Source organism: Paenibacillus sp. FSL W7-1287 (genome assembly GCF_038004245.1).
GTDB lineage: Bacteria > Bacillota > Bacilli > Paenibacillales > Paenibacillaceae > Pristimantibacillus > Pristimantibacillus camelliae.
This window is the reverse complement of sequence record NZ_JBBORD010000001.1, coordinates 844021-867982: the sequence shown is the minus strand read 5'-3', so window position 1 is coordinate 867982 and position 23962 is coordinate 844021. Positions and strand designations below refer to the sequence as shown.

The following is a 23962-nucleotide window of genomic DNA, read 5'->3' as shown; positions in this document are numbered from 1 at the left end:
GGTGATAAAATGGGAGGCAAGTTAAATAAATCCTCTCTAATCGGATGGCAGTTTGTACTACTGCCATCCGCATTAATTCTACTATTCAGCTTCTATCCAATGATTCAGTCCTTTATCCTGAGCTTTGAATCTGGAAAAGGTAATGTATCTGAATTCGTTGGACTAGGCAACTATTCAAGACTTCTGTCTGACCCTATGTTCAGACAAGCATTGTACAACACAATTCTTTACCTTATTGTTCAAGTTCCAATTATGCTTTTCTTGGGCTTAATTATTGCCCACTTGCTTAACCAACCTAATTTGAAGTTTAAAGGCTTTTATCGTACAGCAATCTTTTTACCATGTGTAACATCTCTTGTTTCTTACTCCATACTTTTCAAAAGTATGTTTGCAGTTGATGGAATTTTCAATAAACTGCTTATGAATATGCATATTATTAACGAACCTATTGCATGGCTCATGGATCCCGTCTGGGCTCGTGTTGTAATAATTGCGGCAATTACATGGCGCTGGACAGGCTATAATATGATTTTCTATCTATCCGCAATGCAAAACATTGATCCAAGTGTTTATGAAGCTGCATCGATTGATGGTGCTTCTAAGTTTCGTCAGTTCTTCTCGATTACGATTCCAATGGTTAAACCGATCATCTTGTTTACAGCAATTATCTCAACGAACGGTACACTTCAATTGTTCGATGAGGTCGTAAACATTACGAACGGTGGACCTGGTAACTCGACGATGACGATTTCTCAGTACATCTATAACCTGTCGTTCATGTATACACCTAACTTCGGTTATGCAGCAACAGTATCCTATGCGATCGTTATTATTGTAGCGGTTCTTGCATTCATCCAAATGAAAATCGGAGGTGAAAAGAAATAATGAGACATATTGCTTCAATCGGTAAACATTTGTTTCTAATTATTGCTTCTATCGTGTCGTTATTTCCTTTCCTTTGGATGATCATGGGGATGACGAACACGTCCAGTGATATTGTAAAAGGACGCTTCAGCTTTGGATCCAACTTTGGTGCTAACATCAGTAATTTGTTTGAAGGTAGCCCAATTGGGGATGCATTTGTAAACTCTCTAATTATCGCAGTCATTGGTACAGTCCTTACCTTGCTGCTATGTTCTGCAGCCGGTTACGGCTTCGAGGTTTATCGTTCAAAAAATAAAGACCGTCTATTCGGCTTTCTATTGTTATCTATGATGATGCCATTTGCTGCAATTATGATTCCATTGTTTAAGATGTTTAGCCAATGGGGCTTGCTGAATTCAGCAGCGGCGGTTATTCTTCCGACAGCGACGACGGCGTTCATGATTTTCTTCTTCTTACAGAATACAAAATCATTCCCTCGTGAGCTGCTTCAAGCAGGTCGAGTTGATGGATTGAATGAGTGGAAGCTGTTCACTCACATCTATATGCCGACGATGAAGCCAACGTATGCGGCTGCAGCGATCATTACATTTATGGCAAACTGGAACAACTTCCTATGGCCATTGATTGCACTGCAAACACCTGAGAAGAAAACATTGCCACTTATTGTGTCTTCTCTTGCATCGTCCTATAATCCAGACTATGGTATTATTATGGTAGCAATTGTTATTTCAACATTGCCAACAGTCCTTATCTTCTTCTTGCTGCAAAAGCAATTTGTTCAGGGGATGCTTGGTTCTGTAAAGTAATTCTTTCTGTACAACCTAAAACAAGCCGTCCTTCGCTACTGAAGAACGGCTTGTCCAATATTATGAGGTAGAGGAGATCGGAATATGACACTACAATTCTCAGATCGTTTATTACATGGAGCAGACTACAATCCAGAGCAGTGGCTGCATGACCCAGCAATTCTAGCTAGAGATATTGAATATATGAAAGCAACAAACAGCAATGTGATGTCGATTGGCATGTTCTCTTGGGCAAAGCTTGAACCACAAGAGGGTGTGTTTGATTTCGAATGGATGGACAACATTATTAACTCTCTTTATGAAAACGGTATATCTGTATTTCTATCAACACCTTCTGGTGCAAGACCAATGTGGCTCGCTAAAAAATATCCAGAGGTGCTGCGCGTAGCTCCTAACCGTCAGCGCAACCTGTTCGGTGCACGGCACAATCATTGCTACACTTCTCCTGTATATCGCGAGAAGATTGGTATTATTAATGCTAAGCTTGCTGAGCGTTATGCGAAGCACCCTGGTGTTAAGCTATGGCATATCTCTAATGAGTATGGCGGCGAGTGCCATTGCGACCTTTGCCAAGAGGCTTTCCGCGGCTGGCTTAAGGAAAAGTACGGTACGATCGAAGAGTTGAACATGCAATGGTGGACAACGTTCTGGAGTCATACGTACAACGATTTCTCTGATGTTGAATCTCCTGCGCCACATGGTGAAAACGCGATTCATGGGATGAACCTAGACTGGAAGCGTTTCGTATCCGATCAAACGCAAGACTTCATGAATCACGAAATTGCAGCAGTGAAGCCTTATAACACGGATATGCCGATTACAGCTAACTTTATGTATTACTTCAATGGTCTGAACTACTTTAAGTTCAAAAATGATGTAGATATTATTTCTTGGGACAACTACCCAACATGGCATAAAACAGATGACTTTGCTATCGGCTTAGATACAGCGATGATGCACGATCTAATGCGTTCTATTAAGAAGCAGCCATTCCTGCTAATGGAAAGCACACCATCAAGCACAAACTGGCAAAGTGTCTCGAAGCTGAAAAAACCGGGCATGCACCTGTTATCTTCGATGCAAGCAATCGCTCACGGCTCTAACTCCGTGCAATACTTCCAATGGAGAAAAAGCCGCGGCTCCAGCGAAAAGCTGCACGGCGCTGTCGTATCTCATAACGATCGCTCGGATACACGTGTGTTTAAGGAGGTTGCTCAGCTTGGTGACTTGCTTACACGCCTTCCTGACATCGCTGCATCGAACACTCATTCAGAGGTTGCCATCGTATACGATTGGGAGAACAAATGGGCTGTAGAAGACTCTCAAGGCCCTCGTAACAAAAACATGGGCTATATTGAAGAGGTTCAAGCACATTACCGTGCATTTACGAAGCAAGGCATCTCCGTTGATTTCATTGATATGGAATGTGAGCTTGACGGCTACAAAATCGTCGTTGCACCAATGCTGTACATGCTGCGCGCAGGCTTTGAACAGAAAATGCGTAAGTTCGTAGAAGCAGGCGGAACGCTTGTAACGACGTATTGGACAGGCATGATTAATGAGAACGACCTAATGTTTATGGGTGATGCTCCTCATGGGCTAACGGATGTGCTGGGACTTGTAAGTGAAGAAATCGACGGCTTGTATGACCACGAATCCAATGCGGGTGTTGTACAGCAATCTCTTTCGACAGGTGTACTATCTGGCAGCTATAGCTGCACAATGCTGTGCGATCTTGTTCATTTGCAGGGTGCTGAAGCGATTGTTACGTACAAAGATGACTTCTATGCAGGACGTGCAGTGCTGACGCGCAACTCATTCGCTAAAGGTGAAGCATATCATATCGGCAGCCATTTTGAAGATAGCTTCTATGATGATTTCTACCGTGAGCTAGCTCATAAGCTAACACTTGAAACGGCTCTGCCTGTACAGCTTCCTTCCTCTGTCTATGCGGTTAGTCGTGAAGATGAATCTACAAAGTACATCTTCATTCATAACTTCAGCAATGCAGCAGCACCGATTCCAGCGCTTGATGAAGCATATAGCGTTATCGCGCGTACGCGTCCAGAATTGACCCAAGAGCAGTGGACGCTAGCACCGTATGAGATGCTTATCGTAACAACTAATAAATAATATAGCTTCACTTGTGTGACAAGCGTGTGCTATTCAACAGGCAGCCAAAACCTTTCGTGGTTTTGGCTGTTTTGTTGTACAATGAGATTCTCCGATTTATGCTTTTTGTCATTAATCGAAATAAGACTATTCCTTCACAGAGCCTAGCGTAATGCCGTGAATAAAAAACCGCTGTAAAAACGGATAAATGATTAGCACCGGAACCATCGCAATAAAAATTTTCGCTGCATTTAATGTTTGATTTGAGAGCTCGCTCATCCGTTTATATTGATCCTCTGTCATATTTGCAGTATTAATGACAACGACAAACTGTTGAATTAACGTCTGTAATGGATAATTCTCCTGGCCAGAGGTTAATACCAGCCCATGAAAGAATTCATTCCAATGATACACGATGGTAAACAGCGTAACGGTTGCAAGTACAGGTACAGCCAAGGGAATATAAAGAGTGAGCAGCATTCGCCATGGCCCTGCACCATCAACAAGAGCAGCCTCATCGAGCTCCTTAGGGAGATTGCGGAAGAAGTTAACGATTAGGATAACATTGAATACGGGCACACCACCCCCAAGCACAAGTCCCCATATGGTATCGTATAAGCCTAGCTCCTTGATCGTCATATACCAAGGTATTAAACCTCCGTTAAACAATAGCGTGAATACAAGTATCCACATAAACACATTCCGCATCCGAAATTCCTTCGTACTTCTTGAAAGTGGATAGGCCATTAAGGTCGTAATAAAGAAGGTTACGGATGCACCTAATACGACACGCTGGATCGATATCCAAAAGGAATTAAAAAATGAGCCATCCCCCATAATCTGTTTATACGAATTAAAGTTAAGGCCTACCGGCCAGAGCCATACTCGTCCCGCTGCTGCTGCCGATTTCTCACTAAGTGAAACGGCTAACGTATACCATAGTGGAAGTAAACAAAGGAATGCGATCAGAAGCAGTACGATTAACAATGTAAGGTCGAATAGCTTCGCTCTCCATGTGTTTTCTCTTAGCATGAGCCCACTCCTTTATTAGAATATACGGTAATTGGCAAACCTTGAGGCTAACTGATATGACACAATAATTAATATAAAGCTAACGACTGATTTTAACAGACCTACTGCCGTGGCAAGACCATACTGCATATTCAGCAAGCCTTCACGATATACCCATGTATCGATAATATCTCCTGTGGAGTAAACAAGTGGATTGTAGAGGTTAAAGATTTGATCGAAGCCGGCATTTAATACATTGCCCAGACTTAGCACCGCAAGCAGCACAATCGTCGTCCGTAGCCCCGGTAAAGTCACATGCCACATTCTACGAAGACGAGCAGCTCCATCAATTGCTGCAGCCTCATAAAGTGATGGATTAATGCTCGTTAACGCGGCTAAGTAGATAATGGTATTAAAACCAAACTCCTTCCAAACATCACTCGCGACAATAATAAAGGGAAACAAATCAGCTCGAGCAAAAAACAAAATAGGATCTAGCCCAATAAACGTCATCACTGTATTAATGGGGCCTGTATAGGAGAATACATCGAGCAATATCCCTGATAAGATTACCCAAGATAAAAAGTGAGGCAAGTATACGATGGTCTGAATCCAGCGCTTAACAAGCAACATTCTAAGCTCATTTAGCATAATCGCAAATATTAACGGAACAATGAGGTTCCCTATCATTTTCATAACTGCAATAAATACCGTATTAAAGAAAATTACAGGTGTATCATTTAGTGCAAACATATACTCGAAGTTATCTAATCCGACCCACTCTGATTGAAAAAAGCCTTTTCCGGGGTTGAAATCCTGAAATGCGATCACAATGCCAAACATCGGGATGATACTGATCAGCAACAGCCAGATAAAGCCGGGGAGAAGCATAATATAGTAGTGCTTCGTGAAGCTTTGGTTTCGCATGTTATTTTCCTCCTTCACTCTATACGGCTTGCAGGATGCAGAACAATCCATCCTGCACCCTGCATAGAATCATCAGATTATTTCACATGCTCTTGAACTTCTTTTGTAATGATGTCTCCTCCTTGCCTCTTCCAATCCTCTACGAATTTGTCAAAGTCATCGATTGGCGCTGCACCCATAATAATTTTGAGGAAGGTTTCATCTTCGAGCTTTTTCAGATTCGTCCAACGACTTTCCATTGTTTTCGTTTGGGAGTATAGGACGCTGTAAATCTTGTTATAATCTTGCGTTAAGCTAGAGGAGCCTACAAGTAATGAATACGCGCGCTTCCAGGTACCTTCGTCAGCCTTCGGATCCCAATATTCAATATCCAAATTATCATAAGGCTCTTTCTTTACCTTTTTAATGTTTGCAATATCAGCTGCAAGTAGCTTGTAGCCTGGATCCGTGAAGTCTGCAGCGGTTTTTGTACCTGCAAGCACTTCTCTCAGTGCTTGAGCCGAATATTCACTTTCATCGGTGTAAGACATCGGAACACGCAGCGGATAATGACCAATGGGCACTGAAATATCAAAGGTAGACTCATCGCGAACGAGTAAATTCAACATCTTAATGACAGCCTCTGGGTGCTCATAGCCTTTACGAACAACAACAAACAGTGTAGAAGGTGCACCCATATGTGCATTAAATTCCCCATCTGCATCTAGCGGCAAAAGATAAGCCTGCCAGTTTGCTCCTGGATTGTTTTTTATTGCATCAGGAAGCGGACCATAACCCATCCACCATGGACCAAAAAATATACCCGCTTTACCGTCCGTCACTGTTTCGGAAGCACTTTTACGAATTCCAAGTTCTCTATCAATTAGCCCGTTAGCATACATATCTCTAAGCTTAGCAAGTGCTTCCTTCGTTTCAGGAAGTATTGAACCATAGACGGCTTCGCCAGACTCATTCTTTAGCCAGAAGCCAGGATACGATTGATAAGCTCCAAATATCGGGTCAAGTCCGTACGTATTGTTCGTTGATTCTAGAAAGTTTGCATACAGTCTGCCTCCGTTTTGCTGACCAGCAATCCCTATCGTATCGTCTTTACCGTTATCATCTGGATCTTGCTCTACGAACGCCCTAGCAACCTTTTCAAGATCCTCTATCGTTTTAGGCGCTTCTAATCCTAACTTGTCTAGCCAATCCTTACGAATCCACATCTGATGTACACCATCAGATTGCACCTGAATACTTGGAATCGCATACATTTTTCCGTCAAACGTAACGGACTTTTGTGATACGCCATTCGTCTTTTCCATAAACTTTTTCACAGATGGAGAAGCGTACCTTTCAAATGCTTCCGTTAAATCTGCTAATTGACCCGCTTTTACCATCGCTCTAAGCTGTGAATCCTTGACGATCAACGCATCCGGCAAGTCATTACTAGAGATAGCTAGATTTACTTTTTGGTCATAGTTCGTGCCGCTTGCCGCTTGCCACGTTACCTTTGTATCGATGTTCAGTACTTCCTTAATATAACGTGAATACTGGTTGTTTTCTGGGGTGTCTCCTTCAGGCAAGCTTTTATCTGTAGGGTCTACTTCTTTTCCATAGTTAAGTGTAATCGTCTCAGCATATTTCCCAAATGGATCCGCTTTTTCCTTACTTTCATCTTCCGTTGCTTCTTTTTCACCGCTAACATTGGTGCTGCTATTGCCATTATCAGTATGTCTAGTTGCGTTCTCAGTATTGTTTCCTCCACTGCTGCAAGCACTTAACAATAAAATAAAAACTAATGATACTAACATGAACCTTTTAGCCATACCAGTTCCCCCTTCAATTCATATCAATATGGGCGAGCACCATAAATATATCACGCTTCCAAGTCATGAAAGGATAGATCACCGATGGTGATCTCGTGTGAGATATGAACGGAAATTATAATGAGCAGTCACTTCTCTTACTGGCTACGTTCATATGTCTACCTTCTCCTATGATGCTGACGATATTCGCTAGGGAGCATACCTGTCTGCTCACGGAAAACTCTACTAAAATATTTCTCATCAGCATATCCCGTATGCTCTGCAATCCAAACGATAGGCTTCATCGTTTGCGTCAAATAATCTCTCGCCTTATCGATTCGTACTTTTCGAAGATACTCATTGAAGGAATAACCAATAATTTTCTTGAAGCACTCATTAAAATAACTTCTGCTTAGATTGACTCTTTTTGCTACATCGATCGCAAATAACGGCAATTCATATTCATCATGAACAATTTTTATTGCCGACATGATACTTCCACTCACGTCTCTATTGATTTCAAGTTTGCCTAATTGCTTAAGGGTTTGCTCTCTAAAGCAGAGTAGCCAATCACTCACTTCCTTCCAGCACAAAAATTCACTAGGTAAAGCGGTGTCCACTTGCGTAATCGCTCGAAACAACCGATTCCAGTCCACTGTAAAGCCATACAGCAGCTGCATGAGCTTCGGTACAGATAACTGCAATTGCTTCAGTTGGAGCTGCAGCCCACGAAAACACAGCTCGTCATGTATCCAATGAAACGAATGCAGCCCCTGTCGCATCCTCTCTATCTCTGCTTGATGTGGCTCCATATCTTCCATCTGTAGTTCTGCAATTGATTTCTCAATCAGATAACCTTCACTTCCATCACATTCGTAAAACAGCATTTTTTCTCTATACTGTCTAAGCCATTGCTCTACTTCAGATCGAAGTATGCCTCTCAAACCTTGTAATTTGACTAGCTTCCATTCCTGCCTATGGATGCCAGCCGGGAGTCGTGGCAGCTCTTCGTCACAAGCTTCGAAAACATCTTCTTTTGCAGGCCAAAGCATAATTTGATCGTTATGGGTCATACGCCATTCTAACCGTGTAGCATCCCCAGCTTCCTTATTAATATCAGGCTTGTCCTTAAGCGATAACAATGCATAGGCAGTATCAATCGTATAAATGTCAGCTGCACTATGCATCTCTTGCTTCTTCACTCTTTCATCAATGATCCGTGCATAGATTCGAGCCAACACTTCCTCGAACTGCTCCTTCTCCAGCTGAACCTTTGCAATATAATCAATCGCGCCCAGCCGCAACGCCTCCTGGATAGACTCAAAATCCTGGTGCATCGTTAGTACAGCGATTGCTAAATGGGGATACTTTCTTCTTGCAATTCTAATTAGCTCAATCCCTGACATGACAGGCATCGACAAATCAGTAATTAATAAATGCACATGACTATTATCTAAAAGTTCAAGCGCCTTCTCTCCATTGGCCGCTTCGCCGACAACCTTCATCTCGAACATATGCCAGGGCATAACAGATATTAGTCCTTTACGCACAAGCTTATCGTCATCCACAATGAGCACATTAATCATAATGGCTAATTCCCCTTTTCAAATGGTATTCGAATAATCATGCAAGTCCCTTTTCCAAGCTCACTTGAAACGATTAGATTGGCACTGTCTCCATAATGCGATTCCAATATTCGCTTAACATAGTTCATTCCAATACCCATACCGACGCGATGCTGTTCAGTCAGCTCACGATGCATCAAGACTTCAAGCTCATCCGCTGATATGCCTTTTCCGTTATCCTTAATCTCGATTGCGAGCTCATCCTTATCTGTTTTGCTTACTTCTACCTCAATCCTCCCGTCATTGTCGAGCCCATGATATAGCGCGTTTTCAACCAGTGGCTGCAATATGAAACGAGGAACGGGTACATCAAGGATTGCGTCATCTGCTTGTATACGCACATCAAATTGAAAATTATAGCGAATTTGTTGAAGTGTCAGATATTGCTTTAATGAATCTATCTCTTCACGTATCGTAGCGGTGCTGTTTCCTTTTCGAAGATTGTAGAAGAGCAGCTTATTGAGTGAAGTAACGAGGCGATCGATCTCCTCTTGCCCGTTAATAACAGCTAGCCAGTGGACAGTATCTAACGTATTCATTAAAAAGTGAGGGTTAATTTGATACATCAGCTTCTCAATTTCTAAATTAGCTCTTCGTTTTTCCTTCATTTCTATCTCTGAATAAAGCTGTGCGATTTGAACCTTCATATGCTGAAATTGATGTAGGAGCATCTCAAATTCTGGTATATTCGATTGTGTTTTAACAGCATTAAAGTTGCTGTTAGCCATCCATTTGATTTCTTTATTAAATCTTGAAAGAGGACGATACACCATCCGCCAAAGCAACAAACCGATCGTTAAGCTAACCAAAATAAATAACAGCAGCAATAGAAGCATTTGCATTAGCCACTGATTTTTTTCTTTGTTATAATCAGCCTTTGCAATTAGCGACACGACACTCCAGCCCTGATTGCTCACTTGTCGATACCAATAATGCTCGCTGGCTACTCCTGATTCTGAGGATGAGGCTTGCAGTCCGGAGAATAAGCTATTCTCTGGGAAGATATCACTTCGCTCGCTATACGCGATTCTTCCGTCGTTATCTAGTATCAAATGGTATGTATACTTACTAACCTCTTCGAGCTCAAGAATGCTTTGTGTCAGCTTGAAGCCTGTCTCAATATATACGTAAGCATCATTACGCTCCGGCATGTCAAATTTGCGTAGGGCAGAGATAACATATTGATTATTAAATCGATCATTACTAATATGAGGACCGTAGTAGGTTATGTCATGATAGCTGGCAATAACGGGGAGCTGATCTATATCGAAGGTATCCTTAACTCCAGTGTTTTCGAATAATATCAAGTTATCATCTTGAAAATAATACATGGTCAAGCCGATATTGGGGTTTGTAAATGTGATGAGGTTTAATTGATATTTGATCTGGTCAATTAAATAACTGCGGTTATAAGGAAGTTTCTCATTCATAAATTGCTCCAGCTGCGCACCTATGATTCCTTCATAAGCAAGCTGCTGGGAAACATGATTTAGATTATGGATATGATTTTCGAATGATAGGCGAACTTGCTTCAGATTAGTCTGAATACCCGATTGAAGCTTCGTATCTAATATGGAGGTAATCGTATTATAGGAAAGATAACTGATGCACATAAAGGGGATTATTGTTGCTACAGCAAATAACCACAGTATTCGATTTTTTAAGGTCATCCGCTCCATACGGGACTTCCATAACGGACCTAGTTTCATTTGCTTCCTCCCATCAATCTCAGTGATTGCTTTATTCACAATGATGACAGAGTGCTTAGCTTGTCCTTGTCTAGCTAGCAATAATACTATTGCAGCAATAGTCGATGTCTTATCTAATCAGTCTTAAGGTTATAGTATTCAATTAGTGTACAAATAACACCTTTCAGTGCTTGAGATTCTTCTCGGTTAACATTACATGTTATAGTGATAATGATATAATTTTCTTCAAGCATTAGACATCAAAGGAGATTACACCATGCTACGATCTGCTACAGCTAATGATGCGCATGCCGTTGTGGAGCTAATTATACTTGCAATCGGCAGTGAACTAACTGAACTATATACCGGCTTCTCTAGCCCTCAAAAGGCTGCTCCAATATTATTGCAATATTATTTACAGCCTGGAAATCGATTTAGTAAGGAATTGATTGTCGTATATGAGCAAGCTGATCAAATTCAAGGAATGATTCTTTGCTACGTCGGTGAAGAAGCTGCTGCACGCTATGCACCGATTGAACGTCAGCGCTCGAGTGAATTGAAAAAAACCGTCAATCATCCTATCGAAGCTGAGCTCGATGAATATTATATCGACGCACTTGCCGTGCATCCAAGCTTCCAAGGAAAAGGAATCGCCTCTAAGCTTATGAAACAGGCCGAGCTGGATGCCGCTTTGCTAGGGAAATCCAAAGTCGGCTTATTAGTCGATCAAGATAAGGAACACGCTTATCAGATCTATGAAAAAAAAGGCTATCGTAAGGTAAATGAAAAAATGCTAGGTAATCAACCGTTTTGGCATATGGTTAAGGAAGTGAGCATTATGTGAATGGAGGATGATGAGGGAGCTAAAATTGCAGCGTTAACGATTACCGTAATAGAAAAGAGATTTTACTGTGAGTTTCTAATGAAAGCCATGGTAAAATCTCTTGTTTTCTATTTATGTTCTATTGTAGCTATTGATTGGAGATTCCTTGTTCCTTCTCCCACTTTGCAACTTCCTCACGAACGATAGGAGCGACAACCTTGCCATACAGCTCAATACCATGCATCACTTGATCATGTGGCATGGTGCCGAGCGGCATATGCAGCATAAAGCGTGTGATGCCTACATGCTTACGTAAATTTATAATCTTTTGCGCGACATATTCAGGATCACCAACGTATAGAGCGCCCTCGACTCCACGCATATAATCATAGGTTTGACGGTTATATGGACTCCAGCCGCGTTCCTTACCGAGCTGATTCATAACCGCTGCAGTAGATGGATAGAACTGCTCTGCTGCAAGCTCCGTCGTATCAGCTATAAACCCGTGAGAATGAGAGGCTACAGGCAGCTTGTCTGCATCGTGACCACTGCGCTTAGCTGCACGCTTGTACAGCTCCACAAGCGGTGCAAAATGATATGGACTACCACCAATGATAGCAAGCACTAGCGGCAAGCCGAGTATGCCTGCACGTGCAACGGATTGTTGATTACCGCCACTGCCAATCCAGACAGGTAGCGGGTCCTGCACAGGACGCGGATAGACGCCACGACCTTTAATGCTTGGTCGGTGGTTACCCTCCCAATGTACAATCTCATCCTTCGTAAGCTTTAGCAGCAGCTCTAGCTTCTCATCAAACAGCTCATCATAATCCGATAAATCATATCCGAACAGCGGGAATGACTCAATAAAGGAGCCTCTTCCAGCCATAATTTCTGCGCGTCCATTCGAGATCGCATCAACCGTTGCAAACTGCTGATAGACACGAACAGGATCATCACTAGAAAGCACAGTGACAGCACTCGTTAAACGTATATTTTTAGTCCTTGCAGCTGCTGCTGCCAGTATCGTAGCCGGGCTGGAAGCTGCATAATCGCTGCGATGATGCTCTCCAACGCCATACACATCAAGTCCAACCTGATCGGCAAGGACAATTTCCTCTACTACTTGACGAATGCGCTCAGCATGGGAGATAAGCTCTCCAGTTTGCGGATCCGGGTTCGTCTCGACAAACGTTGATATTCCAAGTTCCATAAGATCACTCCTAACTTTTCGCTCGCTGGCATTGAAAGATTCCTTTAATTAGCCTGCCCATTTTTTGTGAAAGCTCTACGTTTATTATGACCTGTTTTCTTTTCTTCTTCAAGTTACTTTACTTTTTATTGTAGTAAGTGCATGCAACATTTTATAGTATTCAACGTCAGACAGTATATACTGCGCTTAATACCGTATAGTTGGTTTGTAGCGATCAGCTTTGAGCTGTTAAATGGAGGTAAAGTAATGAGAAAAAAAGTAATATTATTTCTTTTAGCATGCTGTATTATTAGCGCTCATCTTATATATGTTAGTTCCTCAACAGAGCAATTCATTAGTTACCAACCATTAGAATATAAACATAGCATGAACGCTCCTACAACAGAGAAAGAAATACTCTACACCATTCCTGAATCATTAGATCAGTCTTTAATATCGGTAAATCATCTTTTAGAGCAATATGATGACGCTTATGGTGGTGTCACATTAGAAGGGAATTATATCGTTGTTCATACGGTAGGAGAACAGCAGAAGCTAAGTAACGAGCTTTCTGAGTTAAGCAAGTATGACAACATCTTATTAAGGCCTGTTCAGTATTCAATAAAACAGCTAAATCAGGCTCAACAAAGGATAAGGAGCGAAGCCTCTATTGCTGCGTCCTATATTGATATCGAGGCCAATCAAGTCGTCGTAATGCTTAACGAACTTACTGAAGAAAACATACAAACAATAATCGATCTATTACCGAATGAGCAGATGGTAGCTTTTGTAGAAGGAGAGATCACTTTACACGATCAAGCTGCTTAATAAGCGATCTAATGCATTATGTATATAAAAAATGGAGCTAGGCAGTAGCCTTAGCTCCATTTTTTTATATTCTGCGTCTCCACTCACTATAGCGTGTAATGGAAAGGCTCATTAACAAATGTCGCGCAATTAAATATTAACTACACTTTTGCTTTTATTGTTTTGTTCGCTACAAGCGTTATCGAGAACGCCACCAGTAGGGAAGCAAGCATTGCAACTACAAATCCTATTGGATTATCACTTAGATAAGGTGCAGCGAACGATGGTACGTAGGCTGTTCCACGCACAGCGAACAATCCGACAAGTCCGCCTCCGATGCCCGATGCGATAATCGCCCCGGCGAATACAAGCTTATTGGAGAACATAAACGGATATGCCGCTTCTACAAAGGTTCCAAAGCCCATATTGATTAAAAATCCTGGTGTTGCAACAGCTGCCTCGCCTTTATCACGTGGCCCTACAATGTTTGCAAGTGTAATGCCCGCTGACACCATAACGAGTCCAACCATATCCACTGCACCAAGGAAGCTGTTCCCTGTATGCTCCATCTCCAGAAGGACAATCGGCAGTATCGCCGCATGATACACCCCAGCAATAATCGCAGGCCAGATGAGCAAGCCACCAATAATTCCCGCAAGTATCGGATTGAAGTCAATCATTGCACTAATCAGCTGTTTTACCCACTCGCCTAGCTGAAGGGCAATCGGCGACACGAGAAAATACATTAACAAGCCCGCAACAAGACCAGCCAACCCGCCAGCTACAATATTAACGGTTGTCATTGGAAAGCGCCATTGAACACATAGAATGAATAAATAATGCACGAGTATACCAGCCAATATTCCGCCGATCATGCCGCCAATAATACCGCCATCCGTGGACAGCACACCTGCGATTACGCCCGCTACGATGGATACTTCATCTAGCTCCGCCACTTGCTTTGCAGCGACTACTGCAATGAGCACGGGCAATGCACCAACTATAATATCAAATACGCTTGAAAGCGATGCTAATGCAGGAATTTTACCAAGCGCCAGTACAATGGCCATCGCAATAAAACCTGGCAATGATGCCTGCATAATGCCTTTAAAGTTAATTCTTCGCCATATACTTATTGAGCCTGCCGCATTAGCCTCCGCTGCAGACTGCGTGCCTATAACAGGCATATACTTAATCTTCCAATGCTTGCATAGCGCGGTAACAAAGGACACTGCACGTGTGCGATTTGTCGTCCCAGTCGTACCGGAAGTCGCAATGACATTGGCTCCCTTGGAGCTGATCTGTGCCATCGATGTCCCGCCAGTCCCTACAATCGGAATTCCTTTAGCTGCAGCTGCGGCAATTGAGGCGGCATTCACCCCTGTAGGATCACCACTCATTACGATGATGCCATCTACCTCACCCTGCTCTATTCTAGTAGCCAGCTGCTCATCTTCCCGCTTCGCAAGCTGATTAATATCCGCAAGAGTCAAGGTCTCTCCTTGAACGACTACCTGCTGCACAGGATTCCAGCTATATAAGGAAGCACCTGTTTTATCTTTGGCAACATCCATCGATTCTTCAGCTGCAATAAACTGAATAGCTGTGATGTCCAGCTGCGCACTGCTACACTGCGCTATAATTTCACCTAATAGCTTGTCTGGCTGTCGTCCGCCTAGATTAAATAAATTACCGCCACTACTGCCGATAATAGCAACTTTCATCTCTACACTCCTTATCTTATGCTGTCTAATCGCTTTACCGTAGTAATGCATTACCTAATTATAAGGACAAATAAGCATACTTTACAATAACTATTTCTTTGTAGACGTGCGTTTACTATTAAAGTTAAGCATCATCCTGTGGCGAGTTTTCAGCTAATTGCTCTGCATGCAGCTTAATTTCTTCAATAAAGTGGGCAAGAGTACGCGTAATGTAAGCATCCTTGCGCCATATAAAGATTGTCGTTATGTTGCAATAAGGCTCAGGCAGCTGATGCTCATCGACAATTTCCTGCGAGATGAGATTGGTCACGGACGATTTTGGGATGACGGTTACGCCAATCCCCGCAGATACGCTGCCGATAATCGTTCCAAACGTACCAAACTCCATTATTTTTCGTGGAATAATCCCCTCCACCTTCATCCAGCTCTCAAGTCGGCCACGATACCCGCAGCCTTTATGATAGAGCAAGAAAGGAGTCGTCGTAAGCTGATCCATCGTAAAGCTGTCACGCTTAGAGACGAGCACAAGGTTTTCCTCTACGACCGGAAGCTGCTCAACATTCGGGTGGCGAATCGGTCCCGTAACAAAGGCCCCATCCAGCTTCATATCTAGTACATCCTGTATGAGCTGATCGGTCACGCCCGCCATAAGTGAAACCTCTACATTCGGATAAGCATCATTAAAGGAGGATAATATGCCCGGCAATGCATTAACCGTCTCTACTATCCCAATTTTCAGCATCCCTGATACATCTGCATGATCCTGAAAGCTTTGCTTTAGCTCCTCAACCTTTGATGTAATTTCCTTCGCATACTCCAATAATCGCTCGCCCTCTGAATTGAGTACTACACCTCGTTTATGCCTGCTGAACAACGGTGTATGCAGCTCCTTCTCCAAGCGTTTTATCCGTGCAGTAACGTTGGACTGTACATAATTAAGCTCCACTGCTGCCTTACTGATGCTGCCACATTCCGCTACCTTTTGAAAAATTACAAGATCATTTAGCTCCATCCTATTCACCTCTGTCCGTTGAATTTGTCAATGTGTTTTATCATTATATCACTTTTAGTGATGGATAAATTGATTTTCAATCATTTTACATGTTTATTATAACGTAATATGATCATGTAAGAGAGCTACATACGATAAAAATATAAATCGATAGGGTGGAGAGTCAGTGAATAAGAAAGTTTTGATTGGAGCGTTTCTATGTTTAGTTGCTAGTATGTCCTGGGGAGCGATGTTCCCTGTCGCGCATGTTGCATTAATGCATATTGATCCGTTCTACTTCTCATTTATTCGTTATCTTATTGTAGGTATTATATTATCTGTCATATTGTTCATTAAGGAAGGCAAGCAGGCATTTCGCCTTGAAGGTAAAGGATTGTCATTACTGTTTTATGGTTCGATGGCATTCGTCGTTTATAATATGTTTATCTTTTTTGGACAGCAGCAAATGGGGAAAGCTGGTACGATTATCGCCTCCATCATGGAAGTGCTTATGCCGATGATCTCTATTATTCTAATCTGGGTAACCACTCGTAAAAAACCAGGAGCTGCTACACTGCGTAATGTACTCATCGCATTTATAGGAGCCGTTCTCGTCATCACTCGTGGTGATCTAAGCTTTTTCGCAATGAACAGTTCTCAGCTTATGCCGCTATTATTCATGCTCATTGGAGTAACGGGATGGGTTGTCTATTCGTTAGGCGGCTCCCGCTTTAAGGAATGGTCCATTCTTCGTTATTCAACGTTAACCTGCTTGATCGGAAACGCCGCTGCATTGCTCATCGTTACAACAGGAACGATGGCTGGATGGCTACAGGTGCCTACTATGGAGACACTATTTACGATTAAATATGAAATGGCATTTATGAGCTTGCTTCCAGGGCTAGTCGCGCTGCTTAGCTGGAATAAGGGCTTGCAGATGCTCTCATCTACTCATGGCCTTCTGTTCATTAACTTTGTCCCAATTACAACCTTTGTTATTATCGCGATTCAGGGGTATAGCATCAATGCATTTGAAATCGTTGGTACCTTGCTTATTATTGCTGCGATTGCTCGTAATACATTGAATCAAGGCAGTAGTACTGGGAAGAAACAGCTGCCTATTAAGCTGACAAAAGCGTTGCGTACGCTCACGTCAAAGCTACACTAACCACAAAGCACCTATCACCAATAAGCCTTTCAGACATCGGATAAGTAAGCTCTGCTTACTCCGATATGCTGAAGGGCTTTTTAGTTGGCGTCAAGGACAAAACAAAAAAATCATTTTCTTCTCGTCCTGCTTGAGAACGAATAGAAAATGATTATGTACGCGACATACGTTATTTTATTTCCAACAATTTATAAGTAATTATACCAACAGGAGCTTCTACTTGTATAACATCATTGACCTTCTTGCCGATTAGACTTTTGCCCAGCGGGCTTTCGAAGGAAATTTTATTGTTCGCAACATCAGCTTCGGCTTGTCCGACAATGGTGTATTCCACATTCTCATCGAATTCTTCATCATATAATACTACAGTTGCACCAATGGTTACGTCCGTAGCCTGCTCTGATTTCACAATTTTCGCCCTGCGCAGCATACCTTCAAGCTGTTTAATTCTCGTTTCCATATGTGCCTGATCATCTTTAGCTGCATGGTATTCACTGTTTTCTCTTAGATCGCCGTAGCTAATCGCTAGCTTCAGACGCTCTGCAATATCGCGGCGTTTCGGCCCCTTTAACTCCTCGACCTCTTGAACTAGCTTATCATAGCCCTCTTGCGTTAGTATAACTTGTTCCTTATTCATCACGCACACTCCTTTATTACAGCTGTCGTGCAAAGCTGTTGACGACTCCATATTGCAGTCTGCAGTCATTTGACTTCACTATTGCACCGCTAACGTTCTGCTGTCTATTCATTACATATGCATACGTCATAGTATACTCAGACGAGCATTATTTCATTATACGATAGCCAAAATTGATTTATGCACTATCGATCTAAACGGCCTTTCAGGAATAAAAAAGCTGCATAGCCAACGACTATACAGCTTGTACAACCCATGGAGCTTATTAAGCTTTGTTAGAAGAACCGAATTCACGGATTTTGCCGATAACAGTAGCTTTAATCGCATCACGACCAGGAACAATATATTTACGAGGATCGTAAGCTTCACTATCGTTAGCAAGAACTTCGCGAACTTTTGCAGTGAACGCCATTTGGTTTTCTGTGTTCACGTTAATTTTAGATGTACCACGAGCAATCGCTTTTTGGATATGCTCTGTAGGGATACCTGTACCACCATGAAGAACTAGAGGCATATTTGTAAGCTTACAGATTTCCTCCATCTCGTCAAAGCCAAGGTTAGGCTCGCCTTTGTAAGGACCATGTACAGAACCTAGAGCTGGAGCCAATGTGTCGATACCTGTACGTTTTACAAGCTCAAGACACTCTTGAGGGTCAGCATAGATAACGCCATCTGCGATAACATCGTCTTCTTGGCCGCCTACAGTTCCTAGCTCAGCTTCTACAGAAACACCTTTGCTATGTGCATATTCAACAACTTTTTTAGTTGTTTCAACGTTTTCTTCGAACGGATGATGGGAAGCATCGATCATAACAGATGTAAAACCAGCATCGATCGCAGCTTTACATTTTTCAAAGCTGGAGCCATGGTCAAGGTGAGTAGCAACAGGAACAGTAATGTTCATTTCTTCAATAAGTGCAGCAACCATAGCTGTTACAACTTTAAATCCGCCCATGTGACGAGAAGCACCTTCAGAAACACCTAGAATAACTGGGGAGTTTTCTTCTTGTGCAGCAGCTAGAATAGCTTGAGTCCACTCCAAGTTGTTAATGTTGAACTGACCGACAGCATAGCCTTCTTTAAGCGCTTTGTTTAACATGTCTTTCATTGAAACTAATGCCATTATAATTCCTCCTAAAACTTTTCGTGTTATCGACTTCCTTACACTTCCATCCACCATAGAGGCAGCATAAGAGGCATAAACGAAGATCATTAGTTAATTCATTACGATCCCATTAACTATACCTATTTATCATATCCATTTTGGACTAGAATTACAAATGGTAATCAGGCAATTATAGTCAAAAAACGACGCTGTAAGCGATTACTTTTGAAAATATGAAAAAAAAATTTTGACACTCTGCATATTCATCGTCAGATTACGATAACAGACAAAAAAAGCATCGCTTTTGTAAGCAAAAGCGATGCCCGATTCATTTTATATGTCCATAGCCGCTCCACGGTAATCAATAAAGCTAAAGCTCGAGTCGACTGTTACTTTTCTCTCCATAATATCGATAATGCTCACCGCACTTTGCTGTGGGGACAACGGGGCAGCTGAGCCTCCCATGTCTGTTCGCATCCAACCAGGATGAATACTCCAAACATCTATACCTTTAGCGGAAAGCATGCGATTCAGCTGCTCACTTAGCAGGTTTAATGCGCATTTGGATAATGAATATGGATAATCTCCTGCGTATGCGTTATGGATACTCCCAGCTTCTGAGGAGATGTTAAGGATTGTGCCATCCTTCGCGTCAAGCAGCTCAAGCATATGCTTAACGACCCGAATCGGTCCAAATAAATTAACATCAAAGCTTAGCTGCATATCGTCCATATCCAAGTCTTCAATCGCAGTCTGCCGTCCTACGAGCACTGCCGCACTGTTAATGATGCAGTTCAGTCTCATCCCTTCTTGCTTCAACTGCTCTGCTGCCTTCTCAATAGCCGCTTCATCGCGAACATCGGCTAGCATAATCGTTATCTGCTGTTCATTCAAGCCCCCCGCTTGCAACGAAGCACTTAGCCGCTCGCTAGCTGCTTCGTTACGGACTAACGCAACGACATGATGGCCGCGGCTTATAGATTCTGCTGCGAGCTCATAGCCTAACCCGCGATTGGCTCCTGTAATCAATACGTTCACCGTATCACCCCTTCAATCACTTCCGTTTAATCGTTTTCCAACAGCTCAATGAGTACCTTTAATTGAGGAAATGTATCGATATAAGCATATCTGCCGCCCGTATATTCACCTTTTTGCTGCAAAGGGAAGCCTGACTTCGCAAGCAGCTCAACTTTATCCTTCATCCCTTTAATTCCAAATGCGATATGATGTGGACCTTCGCCATGCTCATTCAAATAGTTTCGCCAAGTGCTTTCGTGGTGATCTGGCTCAATTAATTCAATTTGAAGTGAACCCATATCAAAAAAGGCTAGCTTTGCACGAGCAGGACTAGGCTTACCCTCGAATTCAGTCTGCGCCTGCTCCATTGGATCTGTCCAAAAAATATTTGGCTTTTCTACTCCAAAAAAAGTGGCGTATGCTTCACTAACCTTTTCAATATCATGAACAAGAATACCAATTTGCGTAACGACATTCGTTTCAATTAGACCTGACATCATAATCCCTCCAATATGAAATGGTGAATTGCCCTGTACAGCCTTGCCTCTAGCTTACCTTTAATCCAAACGCCTGCAGGATTCCCGGATAATTAGCGTGCAGTCATACTTGATCTCACGAATCGTATCTGCTGGCTCCTCAACTTGCTTAACAACGACCTGCATCAGTTCCTTGAATAGCTGCTTAAAATCAACGCGCACGGTTGTGAGTGGCGGATCTTGCTTCTCACTTAGCACATGATCGTCAAAGCCGATAATCGACATATGCTCAGGAACCTTGAGCCCTTGCTCTCGCATCGCCCGTATCGCACCAAAAGCAACACTATCATTGGCTGCTACAAGTGCAGTAGGGAGTGGCTCATCGCTTCCAAGCAGCTTCGACATCGCATCATAGCCTGCCTGCTCTGTAAAATCTCCATCCAGCACCCAGCCCGGATGAATGTCGAGCCCTTGCTGCTTCATGGCATGATGGAAGCCCTCGTGCTTTTTAAGGCCTGACAATCGGCTTCGATCACCATTAATGAGACCGATATGCCGATGACCAAGGCCAAGTAAATAAGCAATTGCCTGCTTCATACCAGAATCATTGTTGAAATTGGCAACGATGCGATTAGGTACAGCAACGTCTGGATGCTCCTGATCAAACACACCAACGACAAAGCCTTCTGCTATGAGCTCCTCAACAAATGGCTCTTTATGCTTTGTTCCAATAAATATGCCCGCATCGATCCGCCGCTGATAGAATGCTTCCCTTACATGATTAATGCTGGCTTCATCCTCGGTATTACGAATAATAAAGGTGAGCACATAATAATTAAGATCTGATGCACTTTCTATCACGCTCACGATCATCATATTCGTTAGCACATCGACAGAGATTTCCCCTGAGCTTACCATGAACAGACCAATCGTACGGGATTTTTTGCCGGCCAGCATTTGCGCTGAAGCATTAGGAAAGTAATTGAGCTCTTTAATAGCTTTCATCACTTTCTCTTTTGTTTTTTGTGGTACATTTGAATAATTATTAATGACCCGACTAACCGTACTCCTTGATACACCTGCTAACCTCGCAACTTCCGTACTATTAATTTCATTTTTAGACAAATCATAACCCTACCTTTAAATAAACACGTGTTTATACCTCTATCATAGTCCTGCTATGATACACTGTCAACCGGTTCACAAGGAGAAACGGCTGTAAACAGCGTCAATATTTACATTAACGCGCGTTCATGGTACGCTACTGCTAGAAAAATGATCAATTTGGAGGGATATATATGCTACGATTAGGTGGTCAAGTTTTTATTGAAAATCAACAACCTGAAACTTGGGCAAAAGCGATGCATCAAGCTGGCTTTCGGGCGGCGACCTGCCCATTTGACGGGAAGGATCGCGACCTTATGAAGGCCTATCTCGATGCCGCTGAACAACATAACATCGTTATTGCGGAGGTCGGTGCTTGGAGCAACCCGATTAGCATCGATGAGACTATTGCTAAGCAAGCCATTAACTATTGCGCAGAACGTCTGCAGCTAGCCGATGACATCGGTGCACGTGTCTGTGTTAATATCGCCGGCTCTAGAGGCACCGTATGGGATGGACCGCATGAGCTTAATCTTACCGATGATACATTCAATCTTATTGTTGATACCGTACGAGCGATCATTGACCAAGTAAATCCGACGCGGACAACCTTCGCATTAGAGATGATGCCTTGGGTATACCCAAACAGTGCTGACAGCTATGCAGCGCTGTTAAAGGCGATTGATCGACCACAATTCGGTGTACATTTTGATCCAGTTAATATTGTGAATAGTCCAGAAACCTACTATCATACGGATGCACTTATTATTGATTTTATCGAAAAGCTAGGGCCTCATATCGTCAATGTGCACGCCAAAGATATTCTGCTACAACCAAAGCTAACCCTCCATCTTGATGAGGTAATTCCTGGACGAGGCAATCTACGCTATGATGTGCTGCTTACACAGCTTAATAAGCTGCAGCGAGACATCCCTGTCATGATTGAGCATCTGTCTACTAATGAACAATATACAGAGGCTGCGCAATATATTCGTTCGGTCGCAGATCAATTACGCATCGATTTTATTAACTAATTGTTGGAATTTCCTAAAAATGTATTGTCAATCCCATCACATATCTCCTATACTAATAGGCAGGTTTTATAGTATCTGTCATAAGGAGAATGATGATGATTACACAACGTAATATCGCTTTAAGTATTATTCTTACATTAATCACTTGCGGTATTTATGGAATTTACTGGTTCATTGTATTAACGAACGAAGTGGGTAGATTGAGTGGAGACCCTGATTTTACTGGGTTAAAGCATTTCTTGCTTTCTATCGTTACTTGTGGAATTTGGTCATTAGTGTGGGCTTACCAGATTGGCAAGCATGTAGCTGAAGCTCAGCGTCAACGTGGCATGATGTATAGCGACAATTCTGTAATATATCTTGTGCTGGGACTGTTCGGGTTTGGTATCGTAACCTATGCACTTGTACAAAACGATGTTAATAAAATGGTCTAAGCCTTTTAGAAAGAATCCTAAGCTTGTTTGGGGTTCTTTCTTTGCTATCGGTACCGTGGTCTATCTGAAGGTGTGGATTCCGCTCACTGGATTAAGCATTCCTTGCCCGATTCATGCCGTGACTGGTTTATATTGCCCAGGCTGTGGAATGACCCGCTCGCTTACCGCTCTGTTAAAGCTTGACCTTGAGGCAGCCTTTCGCTATAACAGCTTAGTTTATGCGCTCGTCCCGTTATATCTATGCTACTGGCTGCTGCAGCGCAAAAAGCTTCATCGCACATCCAATGCTGTGCTAATTGCAATGGTGATTCTCGCTCTCGGCTATGGCATTGCAAGAAACTTGCCTCTGTTTGATAGGCTTGCACCGCCTGATTTATAAAATGCTACGAAGCTTAGTTGTAGTACTTCATCTTCTCTGTTACACCATACAAATGCATACCGAAGGGGTTGTTCAGAATGTCCGTTTAGCTGGCATTGAACAACTCCTTTTTCATTATGGCTTCACGCACAGAACACATTTAGCTGTTACAAGCTTTAGTTACTGAAAGTCGTTACAATTTGTTATATTAGTATCAGCATATAGATGACGAATATAGCAGTGCCTATAGC

The 23962-nt window shown here is 42.5% G+C and carries 22 protein-coding genes; 9 read left to right on the top strand and 13 right to left on the bottom strand.

Annotated features, from left to right (window positions below):
* The first annotated feature begins 9 nt into the window (after positions 1-9).
* The 3 genes from NSQ99_RS04005 (at position 10) to NSQ99_RS03995 (ending at position 3824) form a co-directional block, all read left to right on the top strand.
* Positions 10-885 (top strand): carbohydrate ABC transporter permease, encoded by an 876-nt coding sequence (locus tag NSQ99_RS04005; RefSeq protein ID WP_251666812.1) that lies wholly within the window; start codon positions 10-12, stop codon positions 883-885.
* On the top strand, positions 885-1691 hold the full coding sequence (locus NSQ99_RS04000; RefSeq protein ID WP_251666813.1) for a carbohydrate ABC transporter permease: 807 nt from the start codon (positions 885-887) through the stop codon (positions 1689-1691). The genes NSQ99_RS04005 and NSQ99_RS04000 overlap by 1 nt, the downstream gene beginning before the upstream one ends.
* 84 nt (positions 1692-1775) lie before the next feature.
* Positions 1776-3824 carry a beta-galactosidase gene (locus NSQ99_RS03995; protein ID WP_340835219.1) on the top strand — a complete coding sequence of 683 codons (2049 nt, stop codon included), beginning with the start codon at positions 1776-1778 and terminating at the stop codon, positions 3822-3824.
* A 126-nt stretch (positions 3825-3950) separates the two neighbouring features.
* Here NSQ99_RS03995 and NSQ99_RS03990 read toward each other — a convergent pair whose 3' ends face one another.
* The 5 genes from NSQ99_RS03990 to NSQ99_RS03970 form a co-directional block, all read right to left on the bottom strand.
* Positions 3951-4835: a carbohydrate ABC transporter permease gene (locus NSQ99_RS03990; protein ID WP_340835217.1), complete on the bottom strand. Its 885-nt coding sequence runs from the start codon at positions 4833-4835 to the stop codon at positions 3951-3953.
* Between the two features lie 15 nt (positions 4836-4850).
* Positions 4851-5741: an ABC transporter permease gene (locus NSQ99_RS03985; RefSeq protein ID WP_340835215.1), complete on the bottom strand. Its 891-nt coding sequence runs from the start codon at positions 5739-5741 to the stop codon at positions 4851-4853.
* A gap of 77 nt (positions 5742-5818) precedes the next feature.
* Entirely contained in the window at positions 5819-7549 is a 1731-nt protein-coding gene (locus tag NSQ99_RS03980; RefSeq protein WP_340835212.1) for an extracellular solute-binding protein, read from the bottom strand.
* Positions 7550-7707: 158 nt separating this feature from the next.
* A complete protein-coding gene (locus tag NSQ99_RS03975; protein ID WP_340835210.1) occupies positions 7708-9114 on the bottom strand; it encodes a response regulator in 1407 nt (468 codons plus the stop codon).
* A 5-nt stretch (positions 9115-9119) separates the two neighbouring features.
* On the bottom strand, positions 9120-10862 hold the full coding sequence (locus tag NSQ99_RS03970; protein WP_251666822.1) for a sensor histidine kinase: 1743 nt from the start codon (positions 10860-10862) through the stop codon (positions 9120-9122).
* Between the two features lie 256 nt (positions 10863-11118).
* Here NSQ99_RS03970 and NSQ99_RS03965 point away from each other — a divergent pair, with 256 nt between their 5' ends.
* Positions 11119-11685 carry a GNAT family N-acetyltransferase gene (locus NSQ99_RS03965; RefSeq protein ID WP_251666823.1) on the top strand — a complete coding sequence of 189 codons (567 nt, stop codon included), beginning with the start codon at positions 11119-11121 and terminating at the stop codon, positions 11683-11685.
* Between the two features lie 127 nt (positions 11686-11812).
* On the opposite strand, the gene NSQ99_RS03960 is transcribed toward NSQ99_RS03965, so the two are convergent.
* Entirely contained in the window at positions 11813-12877 is a 1065-nt protein-coding gene (locus NSQ99_RS03960) for an LLM class flavin-dependent oxidoreductase (RefSeq protein WP_340835207.1), read from the bottom strand.
* A gap of 246 nt (positions 12878-13123) precedes the next feature.
* Between NSQ99_RS03960 and NSQ99_RS03955 the strand changes: the two genes are divergently transcribed.
* Complete coding sequence (locus NSQ99_RS03955; protein ID WP_340835204.1) at positions 13124-13684, top strand: hypothetical protein; 561 nt, start codon at positions 13124-13126, stop codon at positions 13682-13684.
* A 140-nt stretch (positions 13685-13824) separates the two neighbouring features.
* On the opposite strand, the gene NSQ99_RS03950 is transcribed toward NSQ99_RS03955, so the two are convergent.
* Together NSQ99_RS03950 and NSQ99_RS03945 are read right to left on the bottom strand one after the other, a co-directional pair.
* Positions 13825-15387, bottom strand: coding sequence for a PTS sugar transporter (locus NSQ99_RS03950; RefSeq protein WP_340835202.1), 1563 nt, complete (start codon positions 15385-15387; stop codon positions 13825-13827).
* 124 nt (positions 15388-15511) lie between these two features.
* On the bottom strand, positions 15512-16399 hold the full coding sequence (locus NSQ99_RS03945) for a LysR family transcriptional regulator (RefSeq protein ID WP_340835200.1): 888 nt from the start codon (positions 16397-16399) through the stop codon (positions 15512-15514).
* 166 nt (positions 16400-16565) lie between these two features.
* Here NSQ99_RS03945 and NSQ99_RS03940 point away from each other — a divergent pair, with 166 nt between their 5' ends.
* Complete coding sequence (locus NSQ99_RS03940) at positions 16566-17546, top strand: DMT family transporter (RefSeq protein ID WP_251666830.1); 981 nt, start codon at positions 16566-16568, stop codon at positions 17544-17546.
* A 169-nt stretch (positions 17547-17715) separates the two neighbouring features.
* On the opposite strand, the gene greA is transcribed toward NSQ99_RS03940, so the two are convergent.
* The 5 genes from greA to NSQ99_RS03915 form a co-directional block, all read right to left on the bottom strand.
* Positions 17716-18183 (bottom strand): transcription elongation factor GreA, encoded by a 468-nt coding sequence (greA, locus tag NSQ99_RS03935; protein WP_340835198.1) that lies wholly within the window; start codon positions 18181-18183, stop codon positions 17716-17718.
* Positions 18184-18448: 265 nt separating this feature from the next.
* Entirely contained in the window at positions 18449-19306 is an 858-nt protein-coding gene (locus NSQ99_RS03930) for a class II fructose-bisphosphate aldolase (RefSeq protein ID WP_340835196.1), read from the bottom strand.
* Positions 19307-19621: 315 nt separating this feature from the next.
* On the bottom strand, positions 19622-20326 hold the full coding sequence (locus NSQ99_RS03925; RefSeq protein ID WP_340835195.1) for an SDR family NAD(P)-dependent oxidoreductase: 705 nt from the start codon (positions 20324-20326) through the stop codon (positions 19622-19624).
* A 26-nt stretch (positions 20327-20352) separates the two neighbouring features.
* Positions 20353-20805 (bottom strand): VOC family protein, encoded by a 453-nt coding sequence (locus NSQ99_RS03920; RefSeq protein WP_251666836.1) that lies wholly within the window; start codon positions 20803-20805, stop codon positions 20353-20355.
* 57 nt (positions 20806-20862) lie between these two features.
* Positions 20863-21906, bottom strand: a complete 1044-nt coding sequence (locus NSQ99_RS03915; RefSeq protein ID WP_340835194.1) for a LacI family DNA-binding transcriptional regulator — start codon at positions 21904-21906, stop codon at positions 20863-20865.
* Between the two features lie 173 nt (positions 21907-22079).
* Here NSQ99_RS03915 and NSQ99_RS03910 point away from each other — a divergent pair, with 173 nt between their 5' ends.
* The 3 genes from NSQ99_RS03910 (at position 22080) to NSQ99_RS03900 (ending at position 23732) form a co-directional block, all read left to right on the top strand.
* Complete coding sequence (locus NSQ99_RS03910; RefSeq protein WP_340835192.1) at positions 22080-22919, top strand: sugar phosphate isomerase/epimerase family protein; 840 nt, start codon at positions 22080-22082, stop codon at positions 22917-22919.
* Between the two features lie 89 nt (positions 22920-23008).
* Positions 23009-23353: a DUF4234 domain-containing protein gene (locus tag NSQ99_RS03905; RefSeq protein WP_340835190.1), complete on the top strand. Its 345-nt coding sequence runs from the start codon at positions 23009-23011 to the stop codon at positions 23351-23353.
* The gene (locus NSQ99_RS03900) at positions 23334-23732 is read left to right on the top strand and encodes a DUF2752 domain-containing protein (RefSeq protein WP_340835188.1); all 399 of its coding nucleotides are present in this window, start codon (positions 23334-23336) and stop codon (positions 23730-23732) included. The genes NSQ99_RS03905 and NSQ99_RS03900 overlap by 20 nt, the downstream gene beginning before the upstream one ends.
* Positions 23733-23962: the final 230 nt, after the last annotated feature.